Below are 17,399 nucleotides of genomic sequence, written 5' to 3'. Positions count from 1 at the left end.
TTTTTTATTGCCTACATCAGTCTATTCGAACCTATGCAGGGTGTACAATGATAAAAATTATTCGAAATCAATCAAGGAGGTATGAAAATGTCAAATGCAAGCTACTCAACACAGGTTCGAGGGGGGGATGTGGCAGATTCTCTGCAATTTAAGGAGGCAAGGGATCGGTTAAAAAATGTTGTGGAAGAAACCAATCTGCTGTATAGCGCCGTTTTCAGCAGTGAGTTCGGTAATAATGTCTATATTAAACCAGAAAATCTTCAAAAAACCGGTGCTTTTAAAATTCGAGGTGCCTACAATAAAATCAGCAAGCTTTCTCTAAAAGAAAGACAGAAAGGATTGATTTCCTCTTCTGCTGGCAATCATGCCCAAGGTGTGGCCTATGCAGCCCAACAGCTTGGTGTGAAAGCTACTTTGGTGATGCCCAAAACGACTCCCCTGATCAAGGTAGAGGCCACCAGAAACTATGGGGCCCAGGTCGTGCTGTCAGGAGATTGCTATGATGAAGCCTATGCAGAAGCCCTACGACTGCAGAAAGAAAATCAGTCTCTTTTTATCCACCCTTTTAATGATTTGGACGTCATTGAAGGACAGGGAACCATTGGGCTGGAAATTCTTGAAGAACTAGAAAACGTAGATTGCATACTGGTTCCTATAGGTGGCGGCGGGCTCATCGCCGGTATCGCCGCAGCTGTGAAATCGTTAAGGCCGGATATCAAAATTATCGGCGTAGAGCCAGAGGGCGCGAAAGCCATGAAGCTCTCCATGGAGAATAACAAGCTTACCTACCTAAAAACAGTGGATACCATCGCCGATGGTGTTGCAGTAAAGAAACCAGGGGACTTAACCTTTTCCATCATCAAGGATTATGTGGATGAAATTGTGACAGTTTCTGATTTTGATATTATGGAAGCCTTTCTCCTTTTATTAGAAAAACATAAATTGATTGGGGAAAATGCGGGTGTATTATCTCTGGCTGGCCTCAAGAAGATCCAGGAAAAAAACAAAAACGTCGTATGTGTGGTCAGCGGCGGAAATATTGATGTATTAACCATATCCTCGCTGATTAACCGGGGGCTTGTATCTAGAGGGCGTATTTTCTGTTTCTCTGTGGACCTTCCCGATAAACCGGGTGAACTTTTGAGAATCTCAGAAATTCTGGCAAAGTTAAATGCCAATGTTATTAAATTAAACCACAACCAGTTTAAATCACTGGATAGATTGATGGATGTACAGTTGGAAGTAACCGTAGAAACTAATGGACATAAGCATATTGAACAGATTATCCATGAAATGAGTCAGATGGGTTACGAAATTGAGAAAGTCTATTAACAACCAAAAGGGACGATTAGCTCGTCCCTTTATTGCATCATTAGTTTCATATATCTTCTCAATAGTTTTATCGACCCCTTACCCAGTCGAAAGACGGTATTAAAACCAAATTTGCGGATCATATAGCCCGTATTGTTTTGAAACAGATTTACATAGAGATTGGTTTTCAGCATCTCATAGTAGTATCTTTGCAGGCTCATTTTTGAAGGCCTTATAATTACTTGTCCAAAGCTCCAGCTTTCATAATCTTCCTTTTCTACTAAAAGGCGTTCCTTGTATTCCCCATATAAAGGCAGGTTTGGAAAAGGTGTTAGGGGTGAAAAGGTAGAAATCTCCGGCTGCAGGGCTTTCAAATACTTACGGAGGCCTTTGAAATCTTCAGTACTCCAATCGGGATGAAGCATAAAGGAGGCCCAAACATCCAATCCAATTTCCTTCATAAACCTACTGGCTTTCAGATTATCTTCAATGCTGGATTTTTTCTCGTAAGCCTCTAGTTCTTCCTGCTTAAAGGTTTCATAGCCTACCAGCACGGCCTTTAGTCCCAGTCCTTTAAAGCGGCGGATTGCCGTTTGATTCTTAAGAATGCTGTTGACACTGGCATAGCAAATAAAGTTTTTATAGATTTTTTCTTCTTCTAAGAAATCACATAGAGCTTCTATTCGCTCTCCATTATGCAATAAATCATTATCAAAAACCATAATGGTATCTTCTTGAATGCTTCGAATCTCTTCTTTCACAAAATCCAGGGGAAAGTATTTTTCTGTATATCCTTCTATTCGCCATCGGAGACAAAAACGACAGGTTTTAGCACAACCTTGAGCCGTTCCCATGATCGCCGCAGGCTTATATCCAAAATAAGAGTACTGGCTCCGGTATTTTGCGGTAGAAGTTCGATTTGGATGAATATATTCATTGATCCCGCAAACCTTTGTGCTTTGGAACCCATTGCTGCGACTGCAGACGCCATCCAGCAGCGGAGGACTTTCCTTGTTTTCCAGATAGGAAAATAATTTTTCTACGTTCTCCCGAGTGGTATATTTCATTACATGGTCTACTGCATCGATAAAAAATGCTTCACTATTCAGATAGGTTTGCGTACCCCCAATGATGGTGATGATCTCCGGGTTAACCTGTTTCACTCTTTCTGCCAGATCTTTAACTGCAGGTACGTCAATGCACAGCGTAGTGATCCCTACTGCTTCGGGATGAAAGCCGCTCAATTTGGCTTCCAGGGATTCTCCTTCAGACATCAAGTCCAGGATTTCTACCTCATGCCGTTCCTCCAACATAGCATAGATCATTTCTAAGCCGATGGGTTCACTATACATGAACTCACCTAAAGTAATGGCTTGTTTCATTCTCGGGGGCCTTACCAAAAGTACCTTCATCTTCTCTGCCTCACTAAATTATATTTGGGGTAATTTTTCTCTTGATTTGATATCTATAGTAGAGATTGACTAAAAAATAGAATAAATACCGATCCTTTTTTTTCAAAAACTCTTTTCGCAGAATTGTCCGCTTGAAGATAGAAACAAAGGAAAACACTTCATTATAAAGCTCCCAATAAGCTCGCGTCAGCTTCTCCGGACTCATATTTTTCGGTATATGGACAGCTTCGCTTCCATTATAGGAATACATGTCCTCATTGCAAATTCGATTCTCGTCTTTCATCTTATCATAATATTTTGTTCCCGGAATAGGCGTCAGGATATAAAATCTGGGAACTACTACCTTATTCGCCTCGATAAAGCGGGCTGTTTCTTTGATAGACTGCAATGTGTCTCCATCTGCCCCCACTACCATCTCTGTAGATATATCGATTCCTGCTTCTTGAATATTCTTGATTAGTTCTGCATATCTGGCGGGCTTTGCCCAAGCCTTGTCCATGCACTGGAGGCTTTCGGCAGAGATACTCTCCAATCCAAAGCTAAGGGCCGTGCAGCCACTTTCCGCCACCCATTGTAAAAGCTCTGAATCCTCTCCGATCGTGATTGAACATTGGGAAGTCCATTCCATGCCCAGTGACTTAATCTCCTTGCACAGCGCCATAAGATATTCCCGGTCTGAAACAATATTATCATCTAGCAATAAAAACTTTCGAAATCCTAATTCCTTTACCTGTCGAATATCTCTTACAACCTCTGCAATATCTCTTTTCAAGTACCGGTTCTTGTACAGGCAGTATACAGAACAAAAACTGCAGGAATTGGGACAGCCGCGCCCGGCTTGCACGGGTAAAAAATCCCCTATATTCTTTTCTACGATCAGGTCAAATCTTGGCGGCGGGGTTGACAGTGCAGTCAATTCTTCTCGGTAAAAATCCTTCAAATTGTTTGTCTCATAATCCCGCAGAAGCCTTTTCCATATTTTTTCTGCATCGCCGATTACCACACTATCACAATACTGTTTCGCTTCCTCAGCCATCAGACTTACCATGTATCCTCCCATGATCACCGTTTTGCCCCGCCGCTTAAACTCCGTAGCAATATCAATGGATCGGATGACGGCATGTCCCATACTGCCAATGGCGATAAGGTCTGCATCCGTGTCAAAAGGAATATCCTCAATGGTCTCCAGGATTATTTCTACCTGCCAATCCTCCGGCGTTAAAGCAGCTAAAAGGGGCAAGCCTAATCCAACAAAATAGAGTTTTTTCTTTTTAATCAGTTTACGATCCCCATCGTAGGGTGTGGATTGAATCAACAGCAGCTTTTTCATACTATCTCCCCCTTACCATCTTTTGTAGATACTGCAGGGTTACAACACTGCTTCCCCAAGACAGCTTCCATACTTCCGCAAAACCGTACCTTCGGATCAGTTTCCATACATTTTGAGGCGCCATAGTGATCTGATAATATAATTTTATCATTTCAAAATAGTACCGACGCACAGACATTTCCCGAGGTTCCAGAACTAAATGGGCCAGATCCCATTTCTCATATTCCGCCGGGTCTACAATAAAATCCTCTCGATACTGTTCGTAGATCTCCGTCCCCTTTAAAGGTGTAAGGGGTTGTAGATTAACAAAGATAAGTCCTAATCTCTTGATCCATTGATATAAGTTTTGAAAATCTTTTTTAGAAAAATCCATATCCAAAATCAGCGTTCCGTAAATCTCTATATCATATTTTTGCAATATACGAATCGCTTCCTCATTATCTCTAATGCTTGTTCGCTTATTGTACCTGTCTAAATCTTCATTCTTAAAAGACTCCAATCCCACAATCACTGCCCTCAATCCATGATCTCGGAAGACTTGGATCACCGATTCATGCTTACAGATAAAATCCGCTCTGCCATAGACCAAAAACTTTTTATAGATATGATTCTCCCTTATCTTCTGGCAAAATTCCAATATCCGATCCTTTGAAAACAGAAAATCATCATCCACAATATAGATTTCCTGTTCCGGGATCTCTTTAAGCTCTTCAATGACTGAATCAATAGACCGGGTGAAGTACTTTCCATCAGTGATTTCCTTGCAAAAACAAAAGCTGCAGCTGTAGGGACATCCGAAGGAGGTCTTAATCAGTGCGCAGGGATTGTGGAACATATAATAATATCGGCGGCGATATTTTTCTACCTTCTTTCGGTCTGGAAATCGATAGGAAAAATCCATTTCCTTGGAACTCTTTTTTCCCGCGTAATAAGTGCCCTCAATTTCTTTTCCATCGGGATTCTTTATGATTTGGTTAAAGGTCTTAAGTCCATTGGCAGTACAGATAAAATCGATAGCCCCACAGAGAAAATTCTGGGGTACTACCTCTGCATGAACACCGCCTACTACAATTTTGCATTGGGGTTGTATCTTTTTGATTCTTTCAGCATAGTCCTTGATCACATTGACATGCGTAATATATCCGCTCATACCCACAATATCCGGTCTGTATTTTTCAATGAAATGTTCTAAGGGCTTCTTTTCTAGAATCATATCCAGGATTTCAACCTCTGCATGGGGATTATCTATATTTCCTGCAATATATTCCAGCTCCAGGGGCTCACAAATCATTACATGCTGTAATCCAATCGTCTCCGGGTCTGGTTTAGGCCGAATAAGCAAAATTTTCATAGATCCATCCCCTTTAGTATGAAGAAATAGATAGAGGGCATATAGAACCTTGCCTTTATTCTTATGATGCCCTCACATTGAAAAAGTTTCTTTGTCATAGCAAGGACTTCTTTTACACTTGGATATTTCGCTTTACCGGTAGTAAATTTTACAAAAAACATGGTTAAGGCATCATAAGCATTATTCTGAGAGGCTTGTGCCAAAAGCAGGTATCCTTCTGATTTCAAAAGCGCTCTAAAATCCTTTATAGCTAAATCCTGATTCTCATAATATGGAAAGGAATGGGTGCATAGGATAAGGTCATATTGCTGATCTAACCCTTTGATCTCTCTCACATTCATCTGCTGAAAAGTAATTTCATGATCCGGTATTTTTGCCCGTTCAATCATGGCCTTTGAAAAATCAATGCCGAAAAGTTCCAGGTCATATTCAATAAATGCCTCATGGATTTCACAGAGCAATTGTCCTGTTCCACAGCCTACATCTAGAATTCTATACTTCTTTTCCTTTTTCAATATCTCTTTCAAAAAATTTAATATTTCCCTTCTGGTGGGGCCTAAGGAAACTTTTTGTACCCATAAACCTTCATAGTACTTTGACCAAAAATCCCAAACTTTTTGTTTACGCATGTTTGCCTCCAAATGGTAAAATGCTTCGCCAACGATTGAGCAGAAAGCTTCTTATATATTTGCTTCGAAAAAATTGTTCTAAATAGATGCAATAGAATTGAAAATAGAAGGAAAGTGCATGCATTCGGGTAGGTTTTAAAGTCAAATGCAAAAAATCGTATTTAGCTGGGTCATGGGTCAACAAGCGGCTTTTGTAATCCTCATAATAGGCCATTCCTTTAATGGGCGTAAAGATGGAGGCCGTATAGCTCTGCAGATCCATTTTTCGAATCCACCTGCGGAGATTGCGAAAATCCTTCCAGCTAAAATCTATCCCCACAATAAACAAAGCGGTTAGTTGAATATGGTGTTTTTTTAAGATCCCTACGGCTTTGAGATTTTCATACGCAGAGCAAGCCTTTTGATATTCCTTCAGCATTTGATCCTCTACAGCTTCCATCCCAACGATTAGCTCAACAAGTCCTATGTCAGCAAGGCTTTGAATAATATCTTCATTTTTTGCAATAAAATCTACTCTCGAATAGGCAATGAACTTCTTTTTGATATCACTTTTCTTTACTTTTTTAATAAATTCCTGGATTCTTTTTCGATCAATCAAAAATGTATCATCTACAATCCAGATAACTTCTGCAGTGATGCCTCGGATTTCCTCAATTACAGCATCTATGCTTCTGGTGTTATATACGCCTCCGTTTAACTGCTTGCAGTAGCAGAAGCTGCATTGATATGGACAAGACAGGGCTGTTTTCACAATGGCAACGGGACTATAATGCATATATTTTGTTCTGCTTTGATATTTTTCAAAATAGCCCCGATTGGGCATAGGTAGTGCAGATAGGTCTGTAAGCTCCTTGCCATTTATTTTCCACTTTTTATTTTCCCGATAGGCAATACCCTCAATCCCTGCCAAAATTTCTGTTTCAAACCCATTCCTTAGTATCTTTTCCAATGCAGTTAGACCATTGGCGTGAAAAACGATATCGATGGTTCCCACACAAAAATCTTCATAGTTTACTTCTGCATGAATACCCCCTACAAGGACCTTCACCGCTGGATTTTGCCGTTTCGCAACCTTAGAAGCTTCTATAATCACATCGACTGCGGTTATATAGCCGCTCAATAACAACACATCCGGCTCATAGGATTTGAAAACTTCAAGGAAATTGCTTCCTTCCAACAATGGGTCATAGATTCGATGGCCAATTTGCAGATATTCCAATAAAGCAGATAAATATTCCAACTCCAGTGGCTCCGTGACTGCCGGCTCAAATTTGGAATAAATCGTTTTTTTATGGCATTTTGCCAGCAGAATTCTCATCCTTTTCCCCCTTAAATACTTTGTGAAAAACTTCATATTTCTTATATGAAAAAGGCGCTACCCGGGAACTGATGATTTTATTCAAGAGATTATTGCTGTGATGGACATACATCCGCTGGGGATACTGAATCGCTCCCAGCTTCAGCTTGGTTTCCTCGGCAGTCTGCCCTAGATCGATAGAATGACAACCCTGCTCAATTCCGTATCGAATAATTTGCAGCAGCATATTCATATAGAGATCGTATTTTTGATTGATGCTGTGATCGAAACCTCCAAACAGAAAAATTAACTCTTTCTTTTTCTCTAACAGCTGTACAAATCCTACAATTTTTCCATGGACTTTAAACGTAAAGATTGTAGCCGGAAATTCTCTAAAAAAATGAATCGTTAGTTTTTCTAACTTTTCCTTAGAATTCTCATACACGGCTTCATAAAGACAATACATTTCTTCATCAAATAACCCCACATCCGCTAATTTCTCTATTTTCACCTCGGAAAATTTTTCTATAGCTTTCTTAACCCGATAACGGTAGTGACTGCGCATGCTGTTCACATAGCACCCAAAAGTATACCATCCAAGGTCAATCTTGCAGGTGGGAAGGGTATTGCCGCTGGCCAGCCGTAGGCCCTCCCCGGCGTTCAACACTACATAGAAGCCCTGCAAGGAACGGATATATAGACTCAACTCCTCCAGGTCCTCTGGTTCCGCCTTATAACCCCTTCCAGATACAGAGAGGGGGATTCCGATAACCCGTATCGGCAGCTTTAGCGAGAATCCCTCTGCGAAGGTGAAAATATCCAGCTTTATTTGATAAGATACTAATGCCAACTTTTTTTCCCGATGAAGATGATATTGTTGTCTGCAAGGATTCAGTTTTTCCAACTTTTCTAAAACCCTTTTAGATAAGAAAAATTGGTCTGCAACCACTGCATCCCATCTTTCCGGCAATTCCTCAGCATGTTGGTAGGTTTTAAACATAGAAAGCTTCTCCTTTTAAACATCAGAATATCACTAGCGCCATATTCTATCATTAAATAATTTAAACAGGAATTCGAAATACTTTAAAATGCTTGTACTCTTTATCCGCCCACCGATATCCTAATCCTCTGGATGCCCGATTGTGCTCCAGGATCCATCCAGATTCACAATAGTCATACCGATCTCCAACAAATTCACGACATTTGTGAAAAAGCGCGAATACAGCGCCGTTTTTCTGATACTCAGGAAGAATCCCCAACTCAACAATTTTAAATTTTCTAATCTTATGAGCACAAAGTTTGTGTTTAATGAGGGTTTTTATACCCAGAGACTCTCCCGGTCCCATCAGTTCATGATAATCGGGATACCAAAGCATAAAACCAATAGGTTTTCCATTATGCTCTAGGAACAATAGATTTTCTTCTCGAAGCAGCAGCTTAAATTCCTGAAAAAGCTCCAGGTCCTCTTCAGTTCTTCTTTCATAGTAAAATTTATGATTTTGAAAGGCTTGATTGTTTAGCTCAGTATAAATACCTGCCTCTCTCTTAATCTCTTTGAAACTGGCTTTCCGCACCTGGTATTTTTTATTGATCTTATTGATCATTCGATCTTTTATACCGAAATCAAAGCCTTTCATTCTTGCCACATAACTGACCAGATTAAATTCCTCTCCACCAAGACGCTGAAAATAGTCAATATAGTAGGATGGATTATAGGCAGAACCAAAACCTTGTACCTGCTCATATTGATCGGCTAGGAGACCTAGTCCGTAATTGACATGAAAATTTAAGCCGATAAGGATTTCTTTAATCCCATGGGCTTTTGCCAGAGCCTTTCCATAGGTGATCATCTGTTCCACAGCCTTGTCTTGATGAGGAAGGGCTTCAAAGTAAGTAAGCTGTAAAGTATCCTTCATTCGATCCACAATGGCAAAAGTACATACAGCTGCAATTCGCCCTTCCTCCAACACCATGATGGGAACAATCCTACTGTTTTTACAGATTTCTGCTTTCCCCTTTAGAATGCTTGTTAGAACCCTACTCATACTGTCCCGATAATATATATTTCGGCGATAAATTGATTTACAAAAAGAGATATAGGCACTAACAGATGCCTGATCTACTACTCTAATCTCCATACCTCACCTCAAATCGAAGTTAAATGATTGAATAATACATAAATACCCATAAAAATCTGCATTTCCTTTTCATTATAACATTTTTCGTCATTTATTTATTGCTTTGGAAGTACGCTATTTTTTTCCTAATCTAAACAAAAGCTGCTCCTACAAAAAAACTTATTTGTTGGAACAGCGCATTATTTCCTATAGATATTTTTTTAACCATATAATGGCTTCTTCCATCATCCCTGTACTGATATAATGATCCATATTTTGAATTTCCACAAGTCTAAGTCGCTCAGGGCATTCTTTATAATGATAGGATGCACTTTGATAGAATAATCTTTGGCTATTAATAGGCACCGAAGAATCCCGATTTCCATGCAGCATTAAAATGGGCCTTAACTGGAGATTTTCTTTGTTTAGCATAGGATCATAAGGGGATAATTCTTGCATTTCCTCCGGTGTCATAGATAGCCGCTTTGATTTCCGCCGAAATATCTCTTCTGCCTTTACCCAAGCACAAGAACCGTTAAAATTGATTAAACATTTCAAATTTTTGTTCTGCACAAATATTCCTGAAGCACTAAATCCCCCCATAGAACTTCCAATTACAGCCATCCGGCGGGGATCTCCCTGATGCTCTTCAATAATTCCTGCTATAAGCTGCTCCGATTCCTGAACATTCTGAAGAATGACTTTCCAGAAATATGCCTCTAGCATATTCGGATCATCGTGATCGATAGGGTCTCTCTCTCCATGATAGATTGCATCGGGTACAATTACCTGATAGCCATAGCTGGCCAGGACGGTGCCCTTAAATCTTTGATAGACCTTACCAGAGTGCCAGCCATGATAATATAGAATTGTAGGCAATCGTTCCTCTTGGATACCTTTAGGCTTAAACTTTAAGCAAGGTATCTTCTTTATAAGAATTTCCTCTACTGTTACAAATTCATTTTCAAACGAAAAAATAGTCCTCATGTTACTATCCCTCTTTCAGACTGATCTGCATACAAATTCCTGAGATCTCACATATTATAATAATCCCTAATCTATCATATATCAAGTCATAACATCTGTCGATATTCTATTGAAACAAAACATTTTTTTATTCCAATTCTTTCTTCTCAATATTTTTTATTTTTAAATTTCTAGCATAAAAAATTAAAATTTGGGCAATAGTAATATTGCGTGTAGGTTTATCCTATATTTTTATTTTGTTTGACATAAATGAATATTCGTGATAACCTTACATAGTAACAAAGTTACAAAACTTAAATTTTTTGGAGGTTTTTTAATGAAAACAGGTGTAGTTAAATGGTTTAACAGCGAAAAAGGCTTTGGCTTCATTACAGTTGATGGAGGAGAAGATGTTTTCGTACATTTCTCAGCAATCCAAGGTGATGGCTTCAAAAGCTTAGAAGAAGGACAAAAGGTTGAATTTGAAGTAGTAAAAGGTGACAGAGGCCTTCAAGCTGCTAATGTAGCTAAAATATAATAGAATATAATTCATATTTTATATATGTAGACTACTATAAAAGCCCTAAAATTTTAGGGCTTTTATTTTTTAATGACCGATATTGATTTTTGTACCCACTTTACAGTATGGCCTAGAGCTTGCCCTCTGCCATAAATTGTGCATTGGTTCCGTTGATCTCAAAAAATTCCTTGGCTGCCCTCTGTCCAATACCAGCCGGATAACGGGATACGGTCTTAAGGTAATCCTCTTCCTCAATGGTAAGTATCTTTCCGTCCCGCATAATTACCATTCCGTCCACAGCTACGAGAGAAACTTCCTGTCCTCTTGCGCTGTAAACCAGATTTGGTACCATATTCCTCATAGGATAGGTGAAAATGGGCAGCATAGACGGACAACTCAAATCAATAGCAATAAAATCTGCCTGTTTTCCCACCTCTAAGGAACCTACCCTATCTCCTAGTCCAACAGCCCTGGCACCTTCTATGGTTGCCATACGCAACGCTCTCCAAGCAGGCATGACTTCCGGGTTTCCATATTTGATTTTATTGAATAAAGCTACATTTTTCATTTCATTAATGATATTGTGGCAATTATTTCCCGGCGCCTGATCCGAGCCCAAAGCCACATTGCCTCCGGCTTCTTGAAATGCCACAGAAGGTGGAACGATTCCATCAATAATGGCAATGGAACCTGGACAAAGGATCATAGAAGCTCCACTTTTTGCCACTACAGCAGCTTCTTCATCGCTACAGTCGGTCAGATGAACGGCCATCAAGCTTTCATCCAAGTATCCCAAACTCTCTAAGAATGCTACCGGTCTTTTGCCATAACGGTTTACGATCTGATAGGTCTCGCGATCCCCTTGCTGTGTATGCATATGGATTTTTGTTTTTCTTTCTTTTACAATTTTCTGTATCTTTAAAAGCATTTCCGGACTCACAAAGTCAGCCCCCTGAGGACCAAACAATATTTTAATTCTGCCGCCGGCTTTGTTATGCCATCTGTCATAGAGTGCCAAGTTTCTTGTCAGGCTTTCTGTGCCCAGCTCGTCATCAAATTCATAGAGTTCACCCGGTTGATATACTCTGCGCTTCGCCGCGCGAATAGTCTGAGTAATATTGCCTCGGGCACCCACTTTTTCAATAAAGTGACATACATTATCCATTTTGGATTCATAATCTCCCAAAGTGGTCGTACCTGCTTTGATAGCCTCAATAATAGCTACATAGCTTCCGACATCTCTTTCTTCATCAGATATGGCATTATCAAAAGGCTGCAGTCCATACATCATCCAATGATTCGTGTCTTGTGCCAATCCACGCATAATGTTGCACGCCGTATGCATATGTGCATCAATGAATCCTGGGAAGATGGCATGGTGATCCATATCCAGCTCCTCTGCCCCCTTGTAGTTTGCTAAAATCCTTCCTGTTTCTGCAATTTCTATAATTTTACCCCCATCTACTACCATCGCTACCTCTGTTCTGTATCCTACTCCGTCTCCTTCCATCGTATAAAAATGCGGTGCTTTAACAATCATATCTACATTTTTCATTTATTCACCTCAAATTATTTTTAAATAAAATCCTATAGGTGGGCCAATTCCGTACTTTCTATATTCTTGTGTTTAGAAACCTTAGTCAATATAAACAAAGCAGCGTATAGGACAATAGCTGTAACAGCTATGCTCAACATGTATTGACCGGTCAGTCCGCCGACCAGGAATCCAATGAATGCAGATACTCCAACAGCTAACCCGTAAGGGAGCTGCGTCATAACGTGTACCACGTGATTACAAGAGGCTCCAGTAGAAGACAAAATGGTAGTATCGGAAATGGGAGAACATTGGTCTCCAAACATCCCGCCACTGATTACAGCCCCTACTACATAGGGAATCGGTAAGTTAAATGCTACGGCCATTGGAAATGCAATCGGCATCATAATCGACCACACCCCCCAGGAAGAACCTGTTGCAAAGGAGATCGCTGATCCGAAGATAAATACCATAGCCGGTACAAGGCCCGCCGCCAAGTGGTTCTGAACAACCCCTGCCATATAGTTCCCCACTTCCATGGTTCCTGTAATTTTTCCCATAGACCATGCACAGATTAAAATGAAAGGGACGGAGATTAGTTCTGCCATACCATCGACAAAATGATTGAATGCCTTTGCAGGTGTGAACAATTTTGTAGTAACACCCATTACTCCTGCACCTATTCCTCCTGCCAGAAAGCCCATGCAAATTGCCAGTGTAATATTTCCGTTTAAGAATGCTCCTTTCAAACCATTTTCCGCAAAATTACCCGTCCAGAAAATAGTTGCAAATAAAGCAAGAAACAGAGAAGTCATAGGTATTATAAAATTCCACACACTTAATTTATACCCTTCCGGCAAAACATTTTTCATTTCCGGAACCAGCGGATCTACACCGTCAGCCAAAAGCTTTCCAGTTTCTCTTGCTCTCTTTTCTTCTGCATACATCGGTCCAATATTCAGACCAAATACAGCTACAATAATCACGGTAATCATTGCAAATAAGCTGTACATGTTAAAGGGAAGCATTTGGGCCCAGATGGCCCATTCGTTTCCTTTGATTCCGGCTTCCGCCAACTGCGTGGCGATCAACCCTGCAATAAAGGGTCCATAGCTGCTAATGGGAGAAAAGGAGGCTAAATTACATCCCATAGAATCCAGGATATAAGCCAACTTTGCTCTGGATACTCTTACTGCGTCCGTTACCGGCCTCATAATGGTCCCTAAGATAAGACACGGCTCTGTGTAAGAAAAGATGAATGCGCTGAGGCAAGTCACGATCTGTCCTTTTTTCGCATTGTTAATGCTCCTGGTCACCAAAGCTGCAAAGGCCTGTGCCGCACCGATCACCCGCAGCATAGCGATCAACCCCCCAGAGAAGGTAACCAAAACCAGCAGACTGGCGTTCCACTCGCTGGCGATAGCCGGAACCATATAATCGGAAATAATCTTTACAAATCCGACAATAGGATTCCAGCCGTTAATCATGGTGGAGCCAAGCCAAGTAGCTACAAATAGCGAAAGAATTGTCTGCTTGGTGATGAGTGCTAATACGATGGCGACAATCGGCGGTAATAAACATAAAATGCCAAAGGTGGTGCTCATGTTATCATTCCTCCTTTTATTATGGTACTTATACGCTACTCAATTAGAAGCAATAACCATGCCAAGAGAAAAAATTTTGGATTTTCAAGGTTTTCCGTCAAATTTGTTATTTTGTCGTAAAAATTTTTTTCCAGCCAAAGAATTTGGCTGGAAAAAAATTTTTACCCCTTTAGACCATATTTCGTTAATTTATAATTCAATGCCTGCTTGGAAATCTTTAATTTATCAGCAGCAGCAGTCACAGACGGTGAAGAGTCCAGTGCTGCCATAATCAACCTTTTCTCGTAAAGCTCTACCTTTTCTGCCAAAGACAAATTCCGATTACATGCTTCTAGGCGCTCTGATTCCCGATCATACCTGCTAATAAGGTATTGAGGCAGATTTTCTTTTTGTATAAACCGGGAACCTATGATATTAAATGCACCCTCGATAATATTTCGAAGCTCCCGCACGTTGCCCGGCCAATTATAATATTCGAAAATTTCCTTTACTTCCTCCGTTACTCCCAGTACATTCTTATTCATCTTAGAATTATAAACGGCAATAAAATAGTCGGTTAGGTACGAAATATCAGCAATACGTTCTCTCAGCGGCGGAATATCAATCTGTACCGTATTCAGCCGATAAAACAGGTCTTCTCTCAGTTTTTTCAATTTTACGCACCCATAGGGATCTTCGTTGACTGCAGATATAATCTTAACATCAACATATATTGGTTTATTATCTCCGATTCTTGTAATCTTCTTCTCTTCAATAGCCTTCAAGATCTTTACCTGCATGACCATATCCATGGAATTAATTTCATCTAGAAACAATGTACCCCCATTGGCTGATTCAAAGAGTCCGGGCCGATCTTCCGCTCCCGTATAGCTTCCTTTCACAGTACCGAAGAGTATGCTCTCGAGCAGCGTAGTGGGAATCGCTGCGCAATTCTGAGATATAAACTTTTTACTAATCCGATTTCCGCCGGTATGAATGCTCTGGGCAATCAGTTCTTTCCCGGTACCCGTCTCCCCATAAATTAAAACCGACGAATCTGTATTGGCAATCCTAGGGATTAACTGCTTAATCCCTTTCATTTTGGAGGAAGTGGTAATGATATCATTGGCATGATAGAGATTTTCACTGCCATCCACTTCATATTTCGGCAAAACGATATTTTTACGCTGGTTTCCTTCAGCTATACAGCGTGATAAATCGATGGCCCCTATGATTTTTCCATTTTGAATAATCGGCAGTGTACTGTAAATATTTGTGATCTCCTGTCCATGGGGAGTCGTAAGGGTTTCGATATGGTCATAAATTGGTACGCCATCCTTCAGCACCTTCATGATGCTGCTATCCTCTTCTTTCATTTCCGGATGAATTTCTAAAATGGTCTTTCCTACGATCTCTTTTAATTTCAAATCATAGAGATCTGTTCTGAAGTTGGAATAATATAGGATAACACCCTTTTCATCGGTAATGATCGCTCCATCAAAATAATTATACATGTTCAGTATCCGTTCGATATTCAGCGTCCCCATGTAATTCCCCCTTTATGCAGTCTTTAGGGATTGCTTTCAACTCTTTCCGTTTTTTTTATTTTACTGCATTTCACCCTTCCAGAGAAGTAAGTTTCTGAAAATTTATAAAAAAAAGCAATTCGGTGTTTTATAGTCTGAATTGCTTTTCTTCTGAGAATTTTACGGCTGTTATCCTTTAGAGCACATAAATAATGTCGGGTCTACGCCCATAATCTTTTAGCATTATCACCTTTGCTATCCGTACATAGTTATAGTTATCTCGTGCAATTTTCCTTTGCAATATAAATGGCTCTTCTTACTGCTTCTGCCTCTGTAAAGGGAGGTCTGGAAACATGATGGTAATGGGGTGTAGTTTGCCCTTTTTTAATACATTCTTTTCTCAAGAAATCTATAATTTCTCCGTTTTCTGCATGAACAAATACTGTAAGTGTCAAATATAAGGCCCCCATAGCTCCCATAGAAAATATAGCAAAAGGTTTCGGCTCTTTAAATTCCTCCGGCATCCTATTTTATTTGATCCTTTTCTTATCTCTTTCAAACCATTCATTCTTCCGACTATACTTTTTGCTATTTTTCCTACACTTTTGGATACTATTTTTGTGTTGCTTTTCCGTACTTTCCCATATAAAAAGAGAGTATTACTCCCTAGGTGTAATACTCTCTTGGCTTATCTGTTCCTTTACAATTCATCAAAATTGATTTTGCTGGTAGAAAGCGGCATGCACTGCAAAAGCTGTGTTTCTCGCACTATAGATAATCCAGCGTGTACTGTCGGTTTCTGCCGTTCCCACCTGCCATTTTTGCAGCATCCATTCACTTTCCTCTAAATAAGCCACGGGATCACACCTCTCTCTTCTTATCACTGATATTTTCCTATTTATTATCCAATGCTTCAAGCTTGTCCTTTCTTGAGTCCTCCTGCTCTTGCTCTATCTTTTATCCGATGACTAACAACCCCTGGTTCAACTAACATTCAGGTGAAGTCAAAACTCCATCTGAATAAAGTTTCACTTTATTTGTATTGTTCCAATTCATCTTTAATGAATAACATTTTATTGTCTAGGTGTGTAATAACATCGGCACATTCTTTTAACTGCTTTGTTATATATCCGGGAACCGCCTTGTTAAACTTGTAAAAGATTTTATGCTCTAAGCTCGCCCAAAAATCCATTGCAATGGTTCGTATTTGTATTTCCACTTTTGCCTCTTCAATTCTGTCTGAAAGGAATACAGGAATTTCCACAATTAAGTGCAAACTTTGATAACCATTAGGCTTCGGATTTCTAATGTAGTCCTTTACTTCGATTACTTTCACATCACTTTGATTTTGTATTAGATCATATATTAAATAAATATCGGACACAAATGAACAGATAATCCGTATCCCAGCAATATCATAGATATATTCTTTAGCATTCTGAATCGTCGGCTCATAGCCTTTTCTTTTCAGCTTCTCTATAATACTCTCTGGCGTTTTCACTCTGGACTTGATATATTCAATCGGATTATGCAAATGAATAAATTGAAATTCTTCATTAAGAATATTTAATTTCGTATCAATCTCTTTTAATGCAAATCGGTTCATCAGTATTAAGTTTTTCCAATCATTGATATCTCTTGCTAGCATCATTGGTTCCAAAACAGCTCACTCCTTTTGTGCGAATAAACAACCTTCCATATACCCATTCCTATTAAAGGAATCCTATAAAAGAAAAGTACAGACTCATTCCTTCCTTTTCTATTATAGCATATAGAAAATACTGCATTGCTGGCAAGATCTATTGCAAATTATTTTACTTTCC

Annotated in this window: 16 protein-coding genes; 2 read left to right on the top strand and 14 right to left on the bottom strand. The window is 39.7% G+C overall.

Going from position 1 to position 17,399, the window contains the following annotated elements; translation table 11 throughout:
- Window positions 1-87: 87 nt before the first annotated feature.
- Window positions 88-1,332, top strand: a complete 1,245-nt coding sequence (ilvA, locus tag Gferi_RS15005; RefSeq protein ID WP_236932606.1) for a threonine ammonia-lyase — start codon at window positions 88-90, stop codon at window positions 1,330-1,332.
- A gap of 29 nt (window positions 1,333-1,361) precedes the next feature.
- On the opposite strand, the gene Gferi_RS15000 is transcribed toward ilvA, so the two are convergent.
- The 8 genes from Gferi_RS15000 to Gferi_RS14965 form a co-directional block, all read right to left on the bottom strand.
- A complete protein-coding gene (locus Gferi_RS15000) occupies window positions 1,362-2,723 on the bottom strand; it encodes a B12-binding domain-containing radical SAM protein (protein WP_069977890.1) in 1,362 nt (453 codons plus the stop codon).
- Window positions 2,724-2,736: 13 nt separating this feature from the next.
- Window positions 2,737-4,053, bottom strand: a complete 1,317-nt coding sequence (locus Gferi_RS14995) for a B12-binding domain-containing radical SAM protein (RefSeq protein ID WP_069977888.1) — start codon at window positions 4,051-4,053, stop codon at window positions 2,737-2,739.
- A 1-nt stretch (window position 4,054) separates the two neighbouring features.
- Window positions 4,055-5,404, bottom strand: coding sequence for a B12-binding domain-containing radical SAM protein (locus tag Gferi_RS14990; RefSeq protein ID WP_069977886.1), 1,350 nt, complete (start codon window positions 5,402-5,404; stop codon window positions 4,055-4,057).
- Entirely contained in the window at window positions 5,401-6,033 is a 633-nt protein-coding gene (locus Gferi_RS14985) for a class I SAM-dependent methyltransferase (RefSeq protein WP_069977884.1), read from the bottom strand. Before Gferi_RS14985 ends, Gferi_RS14990 begins: the two co-directional genes overlap by 4 nt.
- A complete protein-coding gene (locus Gferi_RS14980) occupies window positions 6,026-7,351 on the bottom strand; it encodes a B12-binding domain-containing radical SAM protein (protein WP_069977882.1) in 1,326 nt (441 codons plus the stop codon). The genes Gferi_RS14985 and Gferi_RS14980 overlap by 8 nt, the downstream gene beginning before the upstream one ends.
- Window positions 7,323-8,330 (bottom strand): GNAT family N-acetyltransferase, encoded by a 1,008-nt coding sequence (locus tag Gferi_RS14975; RefSeq protein ID WP_069977880.1) that lies wholly within the window; start codon window positions 8,328-8,330, stop codon window positions 7,323-7,325. Before Gferi_RS14975 ends, Gferi_RS14980 begins: the two co-directional genes overlap by 29 nt.
- Before the next feature lie 61 nt (window positions 8,331-8,391).
- The gene (locus Gferi_RS14970; RefSeq protein ID WP_069977878.1) at window positions 8,392-9,468 is read right to left on the bottom strand and encodes a GNAT family N-acetyltransferase; all 1,077 of its coding nucleotides are present in this window, start codon (window positions 9,466-9,468) and stop codon (window positions 8,392-8,394) included.
- Window positions 9,469-9,654: 186 nt separating this feature from the next.
- A complete protein-coding gene (locus Gferi_RS14965; protein ID WP_069977876.1) occupies window positions 9,655-10,434 on the bottom strand; it encodes a prolyl oligopeptidase family serine peptidase in 780 nt (259 codons plus the stop codon).
- A gap of 316 nt (window positions 10,435-10,750) precedes the next feature.
- On the opposite strand from Gferi_RS14965, the gene Gferi_RS14960 reads away from it, so the two are divergent.
- The gene (locus Gferi_RS14960) at window positions 10,751-10,951 is read left to right on the top strand and encodes a cold-shock protein (RefSeq protein ID WP_069977874.1); all 201 of its coding nucleotides are present in this window, start codon (window positions 10,751-10,753) and stop codon (window positions 10,949-10,951) included.
- Between the two features lie 112 nt (window positions 10,952-11,063).
- Here Gferi_RS14960 and Gferi_RS14955 read toward each other — a convergent pair whose 3' ends face one another.
- From Gferi_RS14955 to Gferi_RS14935, 6 genes are all read right to left on the bottom strand, one after another.
- Entirely contained in the window at window positions 11,064-12,488 is a 1,425-nt protein-coding gene (locus Gferi_RS14955; RefSeq protein WP_069977872.1) for an amidohydrolase family protein, read from the bottom strand.
- A 32-nt stretch (window positions 12,489-12,520) separates the two neighbouring features.
- Window positions 12,521-14,071: a Na+/H+ antiporter NhaC family protein gene (locus Gferi_RS14950; RefSeq protein WP_069977870.1), complete on the bottom strand. Its 1,551-nt coding sequence runs from the start codon at window positions 14,069-14,071 to the stop codon at window positions 12,521-12,523.
- A gap of 161 nt (window positions 14,072-14,232) precedes the next feature.
- Complete coding sequence (locus Gferi_RS14945) at window positions 14,233-15,597, bottom strand: sigma-54 interaction domain-containing protein (RefSeq protein ID WP_069977869.1); 1,365 nt, start codon at window positions 15,595-15,597, stop codon at window positions 14,233-14,235.
- A 254-nt stretch (window positions 15,598-15,851) separates the two neighbouring features.
- Entirely contained in the window at window positions 15,852-16,031 is a 180-nt protein-coding gene (locus Gferi_RS14940) for a hypothetical protein (protein ID WP_156782409.1), read from the bottom strand.
- A gap of 255 nt (window positions 16,032-16,286) precedes the next feature.
- Window positions 16,287-16,433, bottom strand: coding sequence for a hypothetical protein (locus tag Gferi_RS28180; RefSeq protein WP_156782408.1), 147 nt, complete (start codon window positions 16,431-16,433; stop codon window positions 16,287-16,289).
- A gap of 176 nt (window positions 16,434-16,609) precedes the next feature.
- Complete coding sequence (locus Gferi_RS14935) at window positions 16,610-17,227, bottom strand: GTP pyrophosphokinase (protein WP_069981452.1); 618 nt, start codon at window positions 17,225-17,227, stop codon at window positions 16,610-16,612.
- Between the last annotated feature and the right edge of the window lie 172 nt (window positions 17,228-17,399).

It is taken from the genome of Geosporobacter ferrireducens (assembly GCF_001750685.1).
GTDB lineage: Bacteria > Bacillota > Clostridia > Peptostreptococcales > Thermotaleaceae > Geosporobacter > Geosporobacter ferrireducens.
This window is presented reverse-complemented; position numbering and strand designations above follow the sequence as displayed.

Coding starts and splice junctions, on each gene's coding strand:
- ilvA (WP_236932606.1), top strand. CDS start 88: ATGTCAAATGCAAGCTACTCAACACAGGTTCGAGGGGGGGATGTGGCA.
- Gferi_RS15000 (WP_069977890.1), bottom strand. CDS start 2,723: ATGAAGGTACTTTTGGTAAGGCCCCCGAGAATGAAACAAGCCATTACT.
- Gferi_RS14995 (WP_069977888.1), bottom strand. CDS start 4,053: ATGAAAAAGCTGCTGTTGATTCAATCCACACCCTACGATGGGGATCGT.
- Gferi_RS14990 (WP_069977886.1), bottom strand. CDS start 5,404: ATGAAAATTTTGCTTATTCGGCCTAAACCAGACCCGGAGACGATTGGA.
- Gferi_RS14985 (WP_069977884.1), bottom strand. CDS start 6,033: ATGCGTAAACAAAAAGTTTGGGATTTTTGGTCAAAGTACTATGAAGGT.
- Gferi_RS14980 (WP_069977882.1), bottom strand. CDS start 7,351: ATGAGAATTCTGCTGGCAAAATGCCATAAAAAAACGATTTATTCCAAA.
- Gferi_RS14975 (WP_069977880.1), bottom strand. CDS start 8,330: ATGTTTAAAACCTACCAACATGCTGAGGAATTGCCGGAAAGATGGGAT.
- Gferi_RS14970 (WP_069977878.1), bottom strand. CDS start 9,468: ATGGAGATTAGAGTAGTAGATCAGGCATCTGTTAGTGCCTATATCTCT.
- Gferi_RS14965 (WP_069977876.1), bottom strand. CDS start 10,434: ATGAGGACTATTTTTTCGTTTGAAAATGAATTTGTAACAGTAGAGGAA.
- Gferi_RS14960 (WP_069977874.1), top strand. CDS start 10,751: ATGAAAACAGGTGTAGTTAAATGGTTTAACAGCGAAAAAGGCTTTGGC.
- Gferi_RS14955 (WP_069977872.1), bottom strand. CDS start 12,488: ATGAAAAATGTAGATATGATTGTTAAAGCACCGCATTTTTATACGATG.
- Gferi_RS14950 (WP_069977870.1), bottom strand. CDS start 14,071: ATGAGCACCACCTTTGGCATTTTATGTTTATTACCGCCGATTGTCGCC.
- Gferi_RS14945 (WP_069977869.1), bottom strand. CDS start 15,597: ATGGGGACGCTGAATATCGAACGGATACTGAACATGTATAATTATTTT.
- Gferi_RS14935 (WP_069981452.1), bottom strand. CDS start 17,227: ATGATGCTAGCAAGAGATATCAATGATTGGAAAAACTTAATACTGATG.